The sequence below is a fragment of the Candidatus Pelagibacter sp. Uisw_092 genome, assembly GCF_047729545.1.
In the GTDB taxonomy this organism is placed as follows: Bacteria; Pseudomonadota; Alphaproteobacteria; order Pelagibacterales; family Pelagibacteraceae; genus Pelagibacter.
In genome coordinates this window covers 151,269-166,014 of sequence record NZ_CP159824.1, presented here as the reverse complement: position 1 = coordinate 166,014, position 14,746 = coordinate 151,269, and the positions used below count along the sequence as shown (strand labels likewise).

The following is a 14,746-nucleotide window of genomic DNA, read 5'->3' as shown; positions in this document are numbered from 1 at the left end:
TAAGTCATTGTATGTCTAAAAAAGTAATAAATCAAAATACGAATTATGATTCAGAATTGCTGAATTCTATTGGATCTGATTTTATTTTTGATGAAAATCCTATCAATAGACTAGAGAATTCTTCCTCTAGTCTAAACAAAGAGAATGACGTTTATCAGGTTAATAAAGAAAAAGAACTTAATGAATTAAAATTACAAATAAACTCAATTAACGATTGTAGTTTAAAAGACAATTCCAAAAAAATAGTTTTAGGAGATGGAAATATCAATAGCTCTATAATGTTAGTTGGTGAAGCTCCAGGTATGGAAGAAGATAATGCTGGTTTACCTTTTTTGGGAGATGTTGGAGATCTTTTAACAAAAATGTTAATTGCAATAAACATTAAAAAAGAAAATATTTACTCTACTTATGCTGTAAATTTTAGGCCACCTGATGATCGAAAACCTACCTCTACTGAAATTAAAAGATACTCTCAATTTTTACAAAAACAAATTTCGATTGTTGGACCCAAAATAATAATCCTTATGGGTAGTACTGCTATGGAATCATTAACGGGTTTGAATGGCAAAATTTCTATTGAAAGAGGAAAGTGGAAAGAGGTAATTGTTAAAAATACTACCTATAACGTTATTATTACTTTTAACCCATCTTACCTTTTAAGAGTTCCTGAAAATAAAAAATACTCATGGGAAGACTTAAAAAAAATTAAACAAAAAATTGTTGATTTGAAATTGAACATCTGATGAAAATTTTGGCTGGTGTTGATGAGGTTGGTAGAGGTAGCTTAATCGGTCCAGTTTATGCGGCAGCTGTAATATTAAATAAATCTATTAATAAAAAATTATTAAAAGATTCTAAAAGTTTGACTAAGAATAAAAGAGAAGAGCTTGATAAATATATTAAAGAAAATTCTATATGGGCTATAGGACAAGCTTCAACCAAAGAAATTGAAAAAATAAATATATTACATGCAAGCTTACTTGCAATGAAAAGAGCTATACTCAAATTAAATAAGAAACCTTCTCTTGTTTTAATTGATGGCAACAAATTACCAGTCCTTATAAACTATAATTTAGAATATGTGATTAAAGGAGATCAAAAAATTCCTAGCATTTCTGCAGCATCAATTATTGCAAAAGTCAGTAGAGATAAATTTATTACAAAACTTTCAAAACAATTTAATAATTATGGATGGGATACAAATTCAGGATACGGAACCAAGGAACACTTAAGAGCAATTAAAAAGTTAGGTATTACTAAGTATCATCGAAAAACCTTTTCGCCTATTTGCGATCTTTTATAAGTTTCACGTGAGACAACACAATATCTGGTTGTTAAAAAGATTATAAACACAATTTGAATCCAATTAATTCAATCTGGAGTTGACCACGGAATCCGTTTGGAGTCTAATTGTTTTATATAAAATGGAAAACAATTTTAAAAATAAGATTATTAATGGTGACAGTCTTGAGGAATTAAAAAAAATTCCAAGTGAGACCTTTGATCTTGTTTTTGCTGACCCCCCATACAATCTACAATTAAAAAATTCACTTACAAGACCAGACAGGACTAAAGTGAGTGCTGTTAACGACAAATGGGATCAATTTGAAAACTTTAAAAAATATGATGAGTTTACAGTTGCTTGGCTTTCAGAGTGTAAGAGAATTTTAAAGAAAGATGGAGCTATTTGGGTCATTGGAAGTTATCATAATATTTTCAGAGTAGGAACTGCCATACAAAATTTGGGATTCTGGATTTTGAATGATGTTATATGGAATAAAAATAATCCAATGCCTAATTTTAGAGGTACAAGATTTACCAACGCACATGAAACATTAATTTGGGCATCTAAAAGTGAAAAATCAAAATACACTTTTAACTACCAATCTTTAAAATGTTTAAATGATGATCTTCAAATGAGATCAGACTGGAAACTGCCTATTTGCAATGGAGCAGAAAGACTTAAAAAAAATGGAAAAAAAGTTCATTCAACACAGAAACCTGAGTCTTTACTTCATAGAGTATTATTAGCCTCATCAAATAAAGGAGATAAGGTCATAGATCCATTTTTGGGATCAGGCACTACTGCAACAGTAGCAAAAAAATTAGGTAGAAATTATTTTGGCATAGAAAAAGAAAAAAATTATTTCAGAGCAGCAGAACAAAGAATAAAAAATACAAAGCCTATTGAAGATAATTTTTTAGATACTCTTAAAAATAATAGATCTAAACCAAGAATTCCTTTTGGATCTTTGGTTGAACTTGGAATAATTAAACCAGGAACAAATATTTTTGACCAAAAGAAAAAAAATATTGCAAAAATTATGGTAGATGGAAGCATAAAACACAATAGAACAGAGGGATCAATTCATAAAGTTGCGGCAACAATACTTGGATCTGAAAGCTGTAATGGCTGGACTTACTGGCATTGCACAGTAGATGGAATTTCAGTCCCTATAGACAATTTAAGACAAAAATTAATTTTTAAAGAATTTTAAATATTTTTCAGATTGTTGTTTTATATAAAATCTGTTTCTACTTTTGCTAAATTTTTCAGCAGATTTTTTATAAAGAGAATAATTGTGTAAAATTTTAAATATATGATTAATTAATATTTTCTTATTATTAATTGGAAAAATTAGTCCTGCCTTATTATTTTTCAATATATCATACGCGCCACTACAATTAGATGAAATACATGGTATTTTATGAATAATTGCATCCACTAAAATATTCGGGCATCCCTCATAAAGTGATGGTAAAATGAATATTTTTGACTCATTAAAATCATTAGACAAATCATTGGACCATTTTTTTACCTGAATATGACTCTTCATATTTAAATTTCTAATCTTATTTTTTATCCTCGCTTCATAAGAACCAGATCCTATAATAACTAATTTATAATCTTTCAATTGATTGTTAATTTGGGAAAATACTTCTATCAAAAATTCAAAATTTTTTTGTTTTGCAAATCTGCCTATAGCCAACAGCTGCAATTTTTTTTTGAAATATTTTTTTGGAAATCGTTTTGTATCATTTATATAAGGATTTAATATTAATTTTACTTTTGACTTATCTAATAAAAAAAATTTTATAGAATTAAATGATTTAGATGCATTAGTGATTATCTTATCTGCAAGATTAAATGAAATATACTTAGACAAAAAGACTAATGCTCCAACAATTTTATTATCAGCATATTTAGTGGCACCAAATGGGTCTTCTGAATTTCTTACAAAAACTCTATAGTTAAATAATTTTCCAATAATTGTAGAAATTAAATGACTTTGCATTGAAAATATAATGGTTTCATCACTTTTATTTTTTTTTAATAATTTAATAAAGATAAATATTGAAAAGAAATTAGAAATAAATCTATTTTTATATAGAAATTTTTGATGTTTTTTTTCAACATTAAAAATTTTTAAATTTTTATTATTTTGAAAATTTTTATGCTTTGCTTTTAATGATAAAATATCTATTTTAATTTTATTTTTTAAAAAGAAGTTTGTTAAATTTAATAATATTTTTGTAGCACCTCCATTTTCATAAGCTGGGTAAAATATTATTATTTTTTTATACTTATTCATCTTTAAAATTTATATCTTTTCTAATAAATACAATATTAGAAAGGTGAAAAATATTATCTTCAGGTTTGTTTACATTTACTGATAATAGTTTTCTTCCAAAAGGTAATAGTCTAAAGACATTGTAATTTCTCAATAATTTTTTATAGTCTTGTAGTGTAATACTTCTGAGTAATTGATGTGTATTAAATTCAATTTGTAAAAATTTTGGTTTTAAAATTTTAATTATTTTTTTTGATCCTTTCAATACTTCTATTTCATGTCCCTCAGTATCTATTTTTATAAAGTCCAAGTTTTTAAATTTATCTTTATTCTTTAAAAAAATTTCATCTAAAGTTGAAAGTTGTATTTTCATCTTGTTAGAGTTTTTACCATCAATAAAATTAAGTTTATTTGTGTTTTGCATTATAGATGCAAGTTCAGAGGTGTTAGTCCCATAATATAAGTAGCCTTTTTTTTTCTTGTCTGAGGCTGCAACATTGAGACATGTAAACCTTTTTTTGTTTCTTAGTCTAATTTTTTTTAAAATCTTAAAAGAAAATTTATTAGGTTCTAATGCTATTACTTTTGCATTAGTTAATTTTAATAACATTTTAGAGTAATCACCAACGTTAGCACCGATATCTAAACATAGCCTAACTCTATACTTTTCTAAAATTTTTACAAAATTTTTTTCTCCAGTATAATTATAGCTTCCGTAATTATTGTATCCCAAGGATTTAATAATAATTTTAAATAGTATTACATTAAACTTAGCAAAGACATGTCTTCCAAACAAAAATATGTATACATATATTATTGAATTCAAAAATTTCATTATTATTTAGTCAGTCCTTTGTAAGTACATTTTTTTATAAATAGCAAAAAATATTAATCTTATTGTTAAATATATGGATTCTAATAAATTTTTTTTTTCGAATATATAATATACTTTAAATGCATCCATAATTTTTTGTTTAATACTTGAAGATAGAGAATTGTCCAATCTCCTCCATTGGGTAAGGCTTTTTTTAAGTCCTTTAATTTTATATTTCTTTGAAATTTTTAGCCAAAGTACATAATCTTCTTTAGTTTTTAAGGGCGGGAATGGTTTTTTGGATAGAATACTTTTTTTTAAAATCACCGTAGAGAGGCCAATATCACAAGATTTTAATAGATCGTCATAATATAATATTTCGTTTATACGCATTCTACCTACTATTCTGTCTTTACTATTTATAATTTCATAGCCTGTATGTGAGAAATTGATATTTTCTTTTTTCATAAAATTAATTTGTAATTCTAATTTATTTTTTTTCCACAGATCGTCGCAATCTAAAAATGCTATATATTTTCCTTTAGCTACACTTATGCCTTTGTTCCTTGATTTTGACACTCCTAAGTTTTTTGAATTAACAATTAATTTTGTTTTTTTATATTTAGAAATTTTTTTTTTAATAAATTTTAAGTCTTTAAGACTTTCATCATCATATATAATTATGGTTTCTATATTCTTATAAGTTTGATTTTGAACTGAATTAAAGGATTTTGTAAAAAATATTTTCTTCTTATAGTAGGGTAAAATAACTGTTATCTTGTCTTCAATTCTTTTATTCATATTTTTAAAATTTCTACTAAGGCCTGATGATGTTTAAATAGTGTATACTCTTTAACTTTCTTTTTTGTAATTAATATTTTTTTATTTTTTAATTCTGCGTTATCATTCTGGTATTCAATAAATTTTTTTATAAAACTATCTTTTTTATTTGAGTCAAATAAATACCCGCCCTCTCCATTGGATAAGAATTCAGTTGGACCATTGGGACAATTACTAGAAATTATTATTTTATTTACTGATGCTGCTTCCATTAAAACCCAACCTGGATCTTCCCATAATGAAGATAAAATAAAACATTCTGCTTTTTGCATGTAATTAAAAATATTTTTTTTAAATGGAAGTAAAAAAACTTTTTTAGTTAGTTTTTTTTCACTAATATACTCTAGTAGCTTGTGTTTATCTTCTCCCTCTCCAATTATTACCAATGAATATTTTGGATATAATTTTATTAAATCACTAAAACAGTCCACTAAAAAAAAATAATTTTTTTGTTTACTAATTCTACCAACAGTTAATAGGTATTTTCTTGTTCCCAATTGTTCTATTTCATCAATATTTTCTTTTTTTTTCTCATTAATAGTTGAAATATTTATGATCGGATCCTTTAAAACAAATATTTTTTTTTTATCAAAAATTTTTTTTTCAATTAAGTAATCTCTTGTTGCAACTGTTGGGCAAACTACTTTATAAATTTTTTTACCCATTACCTTCCAAATAAACAATCTAAGAATATTTAGTTTTGGATATCCTGAAACACGTAAAATAATTTTTGTTTCTAATTTAAAAAAATAATTAATTATTATTGGAAGTGATGTAATTAAATGTATTATTAAATATTCTGGTTTATTTTCATTAATTATTTTTTTTAATGAAAAAAATGATGAAAAAAAAATAATCCAATAAGCTAGTCTGCTTTTAATAAAACCAAATCGTGGAAGTTTTTTGTATTTTTCTTTTAAATAAAGTTTTTTAACATTTATATTATTTTTTATTATTTCATGCTTATAGTCCTCCCATTCACCTACCGCATCGAGCAAGCTACACTCAATTGCTCCTAAAGAATAACTTTGTAAGCTTTTTATTGAGTTAATTACAGCTGTTACTGTCGCTACATGTGAGATATGAGGTGACCAATAAAATATTTTCATTTAAATTAATTTAATTTTAATTATTAAATGAATATCACCATGTTAAATTAATTATCAAACAATAATAATGAAAGAAACATCAAAAAACATCATTTTTTTTCTACCTAACTTTTCTAAAGGTGGTGCAGGGTATGCTATTTTGAAGTTATGTGGTTATCTCAAGAAAAAAGGGTTTAATTTATATGTTATTTGTATTGGAAAATGTGCTTTAAAAAAAGAACTTAATTTAAATAAAGTAAATGTTTATGAAATTAAATCACGTAGTACTTTTTTTTCTATAAATATTTTAAGAAAAATTACAAAAAAAATTTCCCAATCAAATAATTTAAAAACAATATTTGTTTCAAATCACCATTATGCAAATGTCACTTCGATTATTGCTTTAAGAAAAAATTTAGATATAAAAAAAATATTAATTGAACGTACTAGTCTTGCACAATTAAAAAGATATTACGGTATCAAGGACTTTTTCAAGAAACAAACAATTTTATTTTTAATCAAGATTTTATATTCGAGATCTGATTTAGTAATTGCTAATTCTAAAAGAGAGGCTTTTGATATAGAAAAATTTTGTAATTCGAAGACTATTTATGTCTATCCTGCTGCCTATAAAAAAAATATTCATAAGAATAAAAATATAAATCAAAATATCAATAAGACTATAAATATTTTAAATATTGGAAGCTTAATCAAAGAAAAGGGTATTGATACAATTATTAAAGCAATTCATAGTTTGAAAAATAAGAATATTAAACTAAACGTTTTGGGAGAAGGCTATGATAAAAATCAAGATGAAAAAAAAAATTTAATTAAATTAATTAAAAGTTATAAACTTCAGAATCAAATAAAACTTCATGGTTTTAAAAATAATTTAAAAAAGTTTTATAGAAAATCAGATTTATATATAAATTCATCTCATTGTGAAGGTTTTTCTAGTTCTATTGTAGAAGCAATGAATTATAATATACCTATAATCTGTTCAAATTGTAACGGAGGTAATAAAGAAATTGTAAGCAATGGAAAAGCTGGAGTTTTATTTGAAGTTGATAATTATGATGAATTAAAAAAAAAAATTATTTTTAATTCAAATAATAGAAAAGATGTAATTAAAAAAATTAAATATGCTAAAAAGCATATTAAAAAATTCAGTTATATAAATAATTTCTCGTCCTATGAAAAAATTTTCAAACAAATCTAAAAATTATTTAATTTCAATAATTACTGTTGTTTTAAATGGTGATAAGCACCTTGAGAAATCCATAAAAAGCACTCTAAATCAAGATTATAAAAATTATGAACTAATTTTGATTGATGGTGGCTCTACAGATAATTCTGTAAAAATTATAAAAAAATATCAAAGAAAAATTTCCTATTGGTCTTCCAAAAAAGACAATGGCTTATACGATGCTATGAATAAGGGAATAAAAAAAGCAAAAGGTGATATCATAGGCATTTTGAACTCTGATGATATATATAGGAAAAATGCTCTACAAATTGTAAATAGATACTTTCAAAAATTTAACGATATTGATTTCTTATTTGGTTCAGTTAAAAAAAACCGTATTATGAGTGGATATCACCCTCACAAAATTAAATGGAAATTTAATATTTATCCTGGTCATTCATCAGGATTTTTTATTAAAAAATCAACTCACAAAAAAATAGGACTATACAATACAAAATTCAAATATTCTGCTGACTATGACTTGATCTATAGAATGATTATTAAACATAAACTAAAAGGCATGTGCGTTAGTCATAAAGAGATCACAGGTGAGTTTAGACTAGATGGGATGGGAAGTAGAGTTAGCTTTTTTGGTAAAATAATTGAAGAAACTAAAATTAGAATTCACAATAAGCAAAATATTTTTATTATAATGATGTTATTTATTCTTCATTTATTTAATTATTCTTTTTACAAAATAAAATCTTTATGAAAATAGCCTTTATACCTTCTACTTTTTTACCTCATATTGGTGGTGCAGAAATTCAAGCACATAATGTTGCCAATAAACTTGTAGAGAGGGGACATGATGTTGAAATATTTGTTCTTGATAAAGTTGAAATCAAAAATGCTAAGTATAAAATTATTTCTTTTAAAAAAAAATTAATAAATTTAGTTTACTTATTTAGATATTATTTAAATGTAGATTTAAATTTTATTTTAAGGGCATATTTCAAAAGTATTATAAAAGAAAAAAAAATTGATGCTTGGCATTTTCAATCAGTAAACTTCAAAACATTAATTTATATTGAGGTACTAAGAAGTCTTAATCAAAAGATTATTGTAACACTTCAGGGTGCTGATATTCAAATTAATAAAGAAATTGGATATGGATATAGGTTAGATAAAAAATACGATCAATTGATACACAATGTATTTCAAAAAGTAGATATATTTCATGCAATTTCTAATGATATAAAAAGTGAATTAATTAATTTTGGAATTGATAAAAATAAAATTTTTAAGATAACAAATTTTTCTGTACAAAAAAAATTTGATAATATATCAAAAAAAAATAATCAAATTTTGACACTTTTAACAGTTGGGAGATTTGCAATAAAAAAAAAGGTTTCGATTTAATTGAAAAGATTGCTAAAGAATTAGATAAAATTATTGAATACAAATGGATAATAATTGGGAGGGGTACAAAAAAACTTTTAGAAGGAGATTATTTTATAAAAAATCAAAATAAATTTGAAATTTTAAATGAAATAAAAAATGATAATGAAACATATTTTCCAAATAGCAAATTAATTGATTATTATAAAAAATCTAATTTATATATTAATCTTGCAAGAGTTGAGGGTTCTCCACTTGTTATTTTAGATGCGATCTCATCTGATCTTCCTATCATATCTTTTAATACTCCTGGTGGAGATGAACTTGTTCTAAATAATATTAATGGTCATATAATTGATGGTTTTGATTTTTATTTATTTTCAACAAAAATCAAAGAATTTTCAAAATTTAACATTGATATAAATAAAAAAGAAATTATTGAATTAAAAGATAAATTTGATCTAAGCAAAAATATTGCAAGAATTGAAAAGCACTATAAATAGAAGTATTATTTTTTTTTAATCAAATAATTGTTTAATACCAGTTCATCTAAACCTGTTGAGTAGAAAGTTCTTATTGCATCGTTGGGTGAACAAACAATTGGTTCTCCTTTTACATTGAATGAAGTATTAAGCAATATTGGAACTTTTGTAATCTTAAAAAATTCATTAATTAATTTATAGAATTTTAAATTATGTTTTTTAGAAACAGCTTGAACTCTACTGGTATTATCGACATGCACAATTGCTGGTGCAATTTTTTTTAATTCTTTTTTTGCTTCAAATGAAATTGTCATAAAACTAGATCTATATGATTTATAAAAATATTTTTTAACGTGCTCTTCTAAAATTGAAGGACAAAAAGGTCTCCAAATCTCTCTGTATTTAATAATTTGATTAATTTTTTTTGTCATATTCTTATTCCTAGGATCCCCTAAAATACTTCTTTGGCCCAAAGCTCTTGCGCCTGCTTCCATTTTTCCTTGAAACCATCCAATCACTTTGCCTTTAGCTAATTCTTTTGCAACATGTACTTCAATATTGCTAATTTTATAAAACTTTATCTTATTTAGTTTTAAAGTTTTTTTTATTTCTGAGTCAGAGTAGTCTGGACCTAAAGCCAAACTGTTTAATTGTTTAGGTTTTTTTTTATTTAAAACATAGTCTGCAATTAAAGCTGAGCCTACTGCCGCTCCATTATCTGCACATAAAGGGTTAGGAAAAATATTTTCACAAAATGAGGATGCAAAAATTTTGGAGTTCATTTTTACATTTAGTCCAACACCACCACCCAAAGTAAAATTTTTTATTCCCGTTATAGCTGAGTATTTTTGAAATAAATTAAATACAGAATTTTCCAATTTTTTTTGTACTTCAAAAGCTAGATTTTTATGCCAATTAGTTATTTCCTCATTTTCTTTTCTAGGTTTTTTGCTAAATAATTTAACTAAACTATCAGTAAACCTACCTGAAAATGAGTGAACTCCGTAATGAATATATTTTGGGTTTAAGCTGTACTCTTTAGAGTGGTTGTTAATCTTAATTATTTTATTGATCTTTTTTTCTAAAACCAGATTACTTTTGCCATAAGAGGCTAGTCCCATTAACTTATATTCACCATCATATGCTTTAAAGCCCAAATATTCTGTAAATGCAGCGTAATACCACCCTAATGAGTTTGGCATATTTATTTCTTTTATTTTTGTAATTTTATTATTTTCAATTTTCCACACTACTGTACAATTTTCTTCTCCAGACCCATCAATAGTTATACACAGCGATTTTTTGAATCCTGAGTGAAGATGGCTTTGAAGTGCATGAACATAATGATGTGAAAAAAATTTAATAGGAGGTAATTTAGAAAATTTGAATTTTTTTCTTAAATTAAGTTCTAGTTTTTTTTTAAAATTAGTTAGATTTCTTGTTTTTAATCTTTCTGATTGCCATTTTTTTGTTAGTTGATCCACATTAAATTTAGTATTTAAGTCCTTAAAAATACTGGCCATGTGTCCATTGGAATATTTATTAAAGTTCCAATTGTATGCAATACAATCTAAATCATTAATAGAAATATTAAATTTTTTAAGTGCCAATTCGATTGACCTAATGGGAAAAATATTGTGAGAGTGTTTTATTCTATTTAGCCTTTCTTCTTCAACATAAAATAGTATCTTTCCATCTTTAACCAAAGATATCGATGGGTCTACCATATCATTGATGCCTAAAATCATTTTGTTAAATAATCTGTTTCTGTTAATAACGTGTTGTTAAATTCAATCGATTTTTCGTGCCTTAGTAAGTTATAGTTCTTTATTTTTGAAAAACCATTTTTACTCCAGGCATCTGGATGAAATACTAAATGAACTTTTTTATGTTCTGATAGGTTTAACTTTAATGGATGTAAAAATTTCCACTCATGCCTAGAATCTACTAGATAGATAATTTTTTTCTTATCTTTGTTTGCTATATCAAAATCATTAAAAAATAATTTAGAGTATGTATTTGTTAAATTTTTTAAATTAATTTTGAACATGGTAGAAAATTTTGAAGGTCTGTGGGGAGAAAAAAATTCATATTGATTTTTAAATTCGTGATTAAAAACTTTGGATTGAACTAAAAGTTCTTTAATTATGCTTTTTTTATCTCTCTTTCCTTTATAATTAAAATGAAGCCCTATTTTATGTCCCATTTTTTTTATAGCCAAAATCATTTTTTTATTTTCATAAGATAATAAGTTGTATGAATTATTTCTTAATTGAAAAAAAAAGAAGATCTAACATTTAAATCTTTTTTTTCAATTTCTGCTAATTGAAAAGCTCTATCTACAGAAAATTCAACATCATGTCTAATTGTAAAAAAGTTATTGGAGTTTTTTTTTATTTGGCTAAATAAAATAGGTGTAAGAAATTTTTGATAATGTTTAATTATTTTTTTATACTCTTGAAATGAAAAATTATTCATTTTTTTTCTATAATAAAAACTTTTGCTGAATTAAAATTTTTACTAACAATTTTAATAACTCTATATTTATAGTGGTTAATCATTTGTAAGCATTTTATTTGACTTATATAAAAACAGTTTACTCCAAAAAAAATTTTTCCTTTTTTATTAAGATATTTATGTGCTGATTTCAAAAAAATTTTAGACAACCGAGTTCCATCTTCACCAGAATATCTTGAGTTATACCTTACACTCCCTTTTTTTATGTTATGTTTAATTTTTTTTGGTACATATGGTAAATTAGCTGTAATTAAATCAAACTTTGAATTAATGTTTTCAAATAAATTTGAACGTACTAATTTTATTTGATGTTTATTTGCAAGTATATTTTTTCTAGCACTAATTATTACTCTAGGATATTTTTCAGATGAAGTAACTTTTGTCTTTGGGTATTTTTTTTTAACATATTGCCCAAAGAGTGCTACATGCCCACATCCAATATCTAAATAATTTTTAAAACTTTTTTTAAAATGTTTATCTAGTGTTTTTTTTAATACCAAGCTAGTTAAATCCCAAGTTCCATCCCAAAGTTTATAGTGAATTTTATTTTTAAATATTATTTTAGATAAAAAATTCAAAGACTCTAGTGTGTTCCAAAAAAATTTTGTTAATTTACCCATAATTCTGATTTGTGTTGATAAACATAAATGGTATGAATTCAAATGTTAAATAAAAAGATATTTACTATATTAATAATTCCTTCTTAGCTAATAAACTATTTTGCACTCACTCTTATTGACCATGATCATAACTTAAGTTTTTTTCATCCTTATTAGTTGTTTTATTCAATTTTATCAATTTAATATTTGCTTATTCTTCCTCTAAATACGGATTCTTTAAATCTTCAATAAGAAATGTATTCTTATTTTTTAGTTGATAAATCTCAGAACTAACAAATACTGGAAAGCACTTAATATCTTTTAAATTTTGAATAATATTTGGTTCTATTTTTTTTGATATTTCAGATAATACAGTTGAAATAAAATCTTTATTCTTAAACAAAGAATGATCCAATAATTCTTTTGTAGATAGCTTTTTTCTTAAAATACTAACAAAGTTAAAATCACAACTATTAATAATTGGGTATGCGACGCAGTACAAATTATAGCTTAAAGATAAGGGCATATTATTCGTATTAATTTTCTAAAATTACTTTTTTTTTATATACCATCTTTCAAAATCAGTATCCCATGACTTTGTTTTGAAGGGCTTAATTTTATTTATTTTAAAAAAATCATCTGCAGCAATTCTAGCACCAGGGAATTTTAAAGAATAATACTCATCTAATAAAATTATTCCATTTATATTCACCCTTGGCCACGTATGTGATAATACTATTCTGTAAGAATCATATAAATCACAGTCTATATTGGCCGCAAAAATTTTTTTATCCTTATTTTTTTTAAAGAAAGATGGAATTGTTTTTTTAAAATCTCCTTTAACTAAAACAATGTTTTTTAACCCTAATAGTTTTATTTTATCTTGTAAAAATGAATAAGAATTATTAGAAAAATCATTTGAAGTAGAAATATTTTTTGCCTCTAAAGAGGATTTTATATTATTTAATTTTTGGTTGAACTCTTTAATCTTTTTAAAATTTACTACACTTTTGTAGTGTTGCTCTGTAATTTTTTTAGCCTTATATAGTTTTTTAAAATTATCAAAACTATCTTTTTTACTATAACTAGGGAAGCCTTCAAAACTATCAAAGCCATATAGTTTTTTTTTGATACCAAATTTTTTGAATAACAATGCTATTGAAATAATTGAACTTCCTTGAAAAACACCGAATTCATAATAATCACCTCTTATCTTTGCTTTATTTTCAATGAATTTTTTCATAAAAATCATTCTTGGTGATAAATTATAATTTTCAATATTTAGTAAATTAAACTCATAATCATTTTTAGGTTCAAACATTTTTTATATTTCTTTATTGGCTTTTTGTAAATTTGAGAAAATAATTTTTTCAAATAATCATTTTATATTATAAAATAAGATAAAATTTTCAATAAATAAAATCTTATCTTATGCCTTTAATATAAGAGTCTATAATATGTTCAATATTTTTTTTTTGTATCCACCCAAGACGTAATAGTTTTTTATTATCTCCAATGAGATTCGTTATTTCAAATGTTTTGTCATTAAATTTACATAATATATTTTTTTTTTAGCTATATAAGTTGCAATGCTTTTTAAATTAGTTTTTTTAGAAGAGCATATATTATAAATTCCGACTCTTCTTTTTTTTAATAATAATGTTATTGCTGAACATATATCTGATAAATCTAAAAAATCTCTATTATGATTAAGATTGTTTAATTCAATTTTTTTTTTTGAATTATTAATTCTTTTATATAGGGATGGGATCAAATATTGATCACTGTGTGATTTATGAGTAAAACTAAATATTCTTCCTACACATATATTTAATTTTTTTTCTAATAATATTTTTTCTGCTAATAATTTGGTTTTTCCATATTTACTTATCGGTAGTGTTTTTTCCTTTTCATTAATTTTTTTTTTTTAAAATTATAAACATGTGATGTTGATGAAAAAAAAAACCATTCTAATTTTTCCTTATTATATCTATATAATGAATTTATTAGATTTTTAGATCCATCAATATTAACTTTTTTTGTTAAAAGATAATTCTTATCAACAAATCTTGTCGGAACAACTGCAGCAAAATGTAAAAAGATATTAAAGGTATTTTTTTTTACCCAAGATTCTATTTCTTTTTTTTTAGTTAAATCTCCATGAAACTTGATAAATCTTATATTTTTATTTTTTTTTATAAACTCTTGACCTAGCGCCCCTGTATGCCCTGTAATTCCACAATTCATTTT

Annotated in this window: 19 protein-coding genes; 7 read left to right on the top strand and 12 right to left on the bottom strand. The window is 24.1% G+C overall.

Translation table 11 applies throughout. The features are described from left to right. Positions 1–11: 11 nt before the first annotated feature. The 3 genes from ABXT63_RS00850 to ABXT63_RS00840 all read left to right on the top strand — a co-directional run bounded on the left by ABXT63_RS00850 (position 12) and on the right by ABXT63_RS00840 (position 2,498). Positions 12–743 carry a uracil-DNA glycosylase gene (locus ABXT63_RS00850; RefSeq protein WP_415321029.1) on the top strand — a complete coding sequence of 244 codons (732 nt, stop codon included), beginning with the start codon at positions 12–14 and terminating at the stop codon, positions 741–743. Continuing rightward, positions 743–1,303, top strand: a complete 561-nt coding sequence (locus ABXT63_RS00845) for a ribonuclease HII (RefSeq protein WP_415321028.1) — start codon at positions 743–745, stop codon at positions 1,301–1,303. The genes ABXT63_RS00850 and ABXT63_RS00845 overlap by 1 nt, the downstream gene beginning before the upstream one ends. 121 nt (positions 1,304–1,424) lie before the next feature. Beyond that, positions 1,425–2,498: a site-specific DNA-methyltransferase gene (locus ABXT63_RS00840; RefSeq protein WP_415321027.1), complete on the top strand. Its 1,074-nt coding sequence runs from the start codon at positions 1,425–1,427 to the stop codon at positions 2,496–2,498. On the opposite strand, the gene ABXT63_RS00835 is transcribed toward ABXT63_RS00840, so the two are convergent. From ABXT63_RS00835 to ABXT63_RS00820, 4 genes are read right to left on the bottom strand one after another with little or no spacing between them, the layout of a single operon-like run. Then, complete coding sequence (locus ABXT63_RS00835) at positions 2,478–3,593, bottom strand: glycosyltransferase (RefSeq protein ID WP_415321026.1); 1,116 nt, start codon at positions 3,591–3,593, stop codon at positions 2,478–2,480. The two genes, ABXT63_RS00840 and ABXT63_RS00835, sit on opposite strands and share 21 nt — an antisense overlap. After that, complete coding sequence (locus tag ABXT63_RS00830) at positions 3,586–4,407, bottom strand: FkbM family methyltransferase (RefSeq protein ID WP_415321025.1); 822 nt, start codon at positions 4,405–4,407, stop codon at positions 3,586–3,588. Before ABXT63_RS00830 ends, ABXT63_RS00835 begins: the two co-directional genes overlap by 8 nt. A 6-nt stretch (positions 4,408–4,413) precedes the next feature. After that, positions 4,414–5,187, bottom strand: a complete 774-nt coding sequence (locus tag ABXT63_RS00825; RefSeq protein WP_415321024.1) for a glycosyltransferase family 2 protein — start codon at positions 5,185–5,187, stop codon at positions 4,414–4,416. Further along, positions 5,184–6,335, bottom strand: coding sequence for a glycosyltransferase (locus ABXT63_RS00820; RefSeq protein WP_415321023.1), 1,152 nt, complete (start codon positions 6,333–6,335; stop codon positions 5,184–5,186). The genes ABXT63_RS00825 and ABXT63_RS00820 overlap by 4 nt, the downstream gene beginning before the upstream one ends. Positions 6,336–6,402: 67 nt before the next feature. On the opposite strand from ABXT63_RS00820, the gene ABXT63_RS00815 reads away from it, so the two are divergent. The 4 genes from ABXT63_RS00815 to ABXT63_RS00800 are packed head-to-tail and all read left to right on the top strand — an operon-like array spanning position 6,403 to position 9,401. After that, positions 6,403–7,533, top strand: a complete 1,131-nt coding sequence (locus ABXT63_RS00815; RefSeq protein ID WP_415321022.1) for a glycosyltransferase — start codon at positions 6,403–6,405, stop codon at positions 7,531–7,533. Next, a complete protein-coding gene (locus ABXT63_RS00810) occupies positions 7,508–8,272 on the top strand; it encodes a glycosyltransferase family 2 protein (RefSeq protein ID WP_415321021.1) in 765 nt (254 codons plus the stop codon). The genes ABXT63_RS00815 and ABXT63_RS00810 overlap by 26 nt, the downstream gene beginning before the upstream one ends. Then, positions 8,269–8,919, top strand: a complete 651-nt coding sequence (locus tag ABXT63_RS00805; RefSeq protein ID WP_415321020.1) for a glycosyltransferase — start codon at positions 8,269–8,271, stop codon at positions 8,917–8,919. The genes ABXT63_RS00810 and ABXT63_RS00805 overlap by 4 nt, the downstream gene beginning before the upstream one ends. Then, positions 8,889–9,401, top strand: a complete 513-nt coding sequence (locus tag ABXT63_RS00800; RefSeq protein WP_415321923.1) for a glycosyltransferase — start codon at positions 8,889–8,891, stop codon at positions 9,399–9,401. Before ABXT63_RS00805 ends, ABXT63_RS00800 begins: the two co-directional genes overlap by 31 nt. A gap of 5 nt (positions 9,402–9,406) precedes the next feature. Here the strand turns inward: ABXT63_RS00800 and ABXT63_RS00795 are convergent, their stop codons facing one another. The 8 genes from ABXT63_RS00795 to ABXT63_RS00760 all read right to left on the bottom strand — a co-directional run bounded on the left by ABXT63_RS00795 (position 9,407) and on the right by ABXT63_RS00760 (position 14,743). Continuing rightward, entirely contained in the window at positions 9,407–11,128 is a 1,722-nt protein-coding gene (locus tag ABXT63_RS00795; protein ID WP_415321019.1) for a carbamoyltransferase, read from the bottom strand. Next, positions 11,125–11,586, bottom strand: coding sequence for a hypothetical protein (locus ABXT63_RS00790; RefSeq protein WP_415321018.1), 462 nt, complete (start codon positions 11,584–11,586; stop codon positions 11,125–11,127). Before ABXT63_RS00790 ends, ABXT63_RS00795 begins: the two co-directional genes overlap by 4 nt. Before the next feature lie 62 nt (positions 11,587–11,648). Further along, positions 11,649–11,858, bottom strand: coding sequence for a hypothetical protein (locus ABXT63_RS00785; RefSeq protein WP_415321017.1), 210 nt, complete (start codon positions 11,856–11,858; stop codon positions 11,649–11,651). Continuing rightward, positions 11,855–12,517 (bottom strand): methyltransferase, encoded by a 663-nt coding sequence (locus ABXT63_RS00780; protein WP_415321016.1) that lies wholly within the window; start codon positions 12,515–12,517, stop codon positions 11,855–11,857. The genes ABXT63_RS00785 and ABXT63_RS00780 overlap by 4 nt, the downstream gene beginning before the upstream one ends. 190 nt (positions 12,518–12,707) lie before the next feature. After that, positions 12,708–13,022: a hypothetical protein gene (locus ABXT63_RS00775; RefSeq protein ID WP_415321015.1), complete on the bottom strand. Its 315-nt coding sequence runs from the start codon at positions 13,020–13,022 to the stop codon at positions 12,708–12,710. A 24-nt stretch (positions 13,023–13,046) separates the two neighbouring features. Further along, positions 13,047–13,817, bottom strand: a complete 771-nt coding sequence (locus tag ABXT63_RS00770; protein WP_415321014.1) for a TylF/MycF/NovP-related O-methyltransferase — start codon at positions 13,815–13,817, stop codon at positions 13,047–13,049. A 204-nt stretch (positions 13,818–14,021) separates the two neighbouring features. Next, positions 14,022–14,387, bottom strand: a complete 366-nt coding sequence (locus ABXT63_RS00765; RefSeq protein WP_415321921.1) for an NAD-dependent epimerase/dehydratase family protein — start codon at positions 14,385–14,387, stop codon at positions 14,022–14,024. Beyond that, positions 14,384–14,743 (bottom strand): NAD-dependent epimerase/dehydratase family protein, encoded by a 360-nt coding sequence (locus ABXT63_RS00760; RefSeq protein WP_415321013.1) that lies wholly within the window; start codon positions 14,741–14,743, stop codon positions 14,384–14,386. The genes ABXT63_RS00765 and ABXT63_RS00760 overlap by 4 nt, the downstream gene beginning before the upstream one ends. Positions 14,744–14,746 lie beyond the last annotated feature (3 nt).

What these genes read in the sequence shown, in the direction of transcription:
- ABXT63_RS00825 (WP_415321024.1), bottom strand. Translation starts at nt 5,187, where the DNA reads ATGAATAAAAGAATTGAAGACAAGATAACAGTTATTTTACCCTACTAT.
- ABXT63_RS00780 (WP_415321016.1), bottom strand. Translation starts at nt 12,517, where the DNA reads ATGGGTAAATTAACAAAATTTTTTTGGAACACACTAGAGTCTTTGAAT.
- ABXT63_RS00810 (WP_415321021.1), top strand. Translation starts at nt 7,508, where the DNA reads ATGAAAAAATTTTCAAACAAATCTAAAAATTATTTAATTTCAATAATT.
- ABXT63_RS00820 (WP_415321023.1), bottom strand. Translation starts at nt 6,335, where the DNA reads ATGAAAATATTTTATTGGTCACCTCATATCTCACATGTAGCGACAGTA.
- ABXT63_RS00775 (WP_415321015.1), bottom strand. Translation starts at nt 13,022, where the DNA reads ATGCCCTTATCTTTAAGCTATAATTTGTACTGCGTCGCATACCCAATT.
- ABXT63_RS00845 (WP_415321028.1), top strand. Translation starts at nt 743, where the DNA reads ATGAAAATTTTGGCTGGTGTTGATGAGGTTGGTAGAGGTAGCTTAATC.
- ABXT63_RS00815 (WP_415321022.1), top strand. Translation starts at nt 6,403, where the DNA reads ATGAAAGAAACATCAAAAAACATCATTTTTTTTCTACCTAACTTTTCT.
- ABXT63_RS00785 (WP_415321017.1), bottom strand. Translation starts at nt 11,858, where the DNA reads ATGAATAATTTTTCATTTCAAGAGTATAAAAAAATAATTAAACATTAT.
- ABXT63_RS00840 (WP_415321027.1), top strand. Translation starts at nt 1,425, where the DNA reads ATGGAAAACAATTTTAAAAATAAGATTATTAATGGTGACAGTCTTGAG.
- ABXT63_RS00830 (WP_415321025.1), bottom strand. Translation starts at nt 4,407, where the DNA reads ATGAAATTTTTGAATTCAATAATATATGTATACATATTTTTGTTTGGA.
- ABXT63_RS00805 (WP_415321020.1), top strand. Translation starts at nt 8,269, where the DNA reads ATGAAAATAGCCTTTATACCTTCTACTTTTTTACCTCATATTGGTGGT.
- ABXT63_RS00835 (WP_415321026.1), bottom strand. Translation starts at nt 3,593, where the DNA reads ATGAATAAGTATAAAAAAATAATAATATTTTACCCAGCTTATGAAAAT.
- ABXT63_RS00795 (WP_415321019.1), bottom strand. Translation starts at nt 11,128, where the DNA reads ATGATTTTAGGCATCAATGATATGGTAGACCCATCGATATCTTTGGTT.
- ABXT63_RS00850 (WP_415321029.1), top strand. Translation starts at nt 12, where the DNA reads ATGTCTAAAAAAGTAATAAATCAAAATACGAATTATGATTCAGAATTG.
- ABXT63_RS00770 (WP_415321014.1), bottom strand. Translation starts at nt 13,817, where the DNA reads ATGTTTGAACCTAAAAATGATTATGAGTTTAATTTACTAAATATTGAA.
- ABXT63_RS00760 (WP_415321013.1), bottom strand. Translation starts at nt 14,743, where the DNA reads ATGAATTGTGGAATTACAGGGCATACAGGGGCGCTAGGTCAAGAGTTT.
- ABXT63_RS00790 (WP_415321018.1), bottom strand. Translation starts at nt 11,586, where the DNA reads ATGGGACATAAAATAGGGCTTCATTTTAATTATAAAGGAAAGAGAGAT.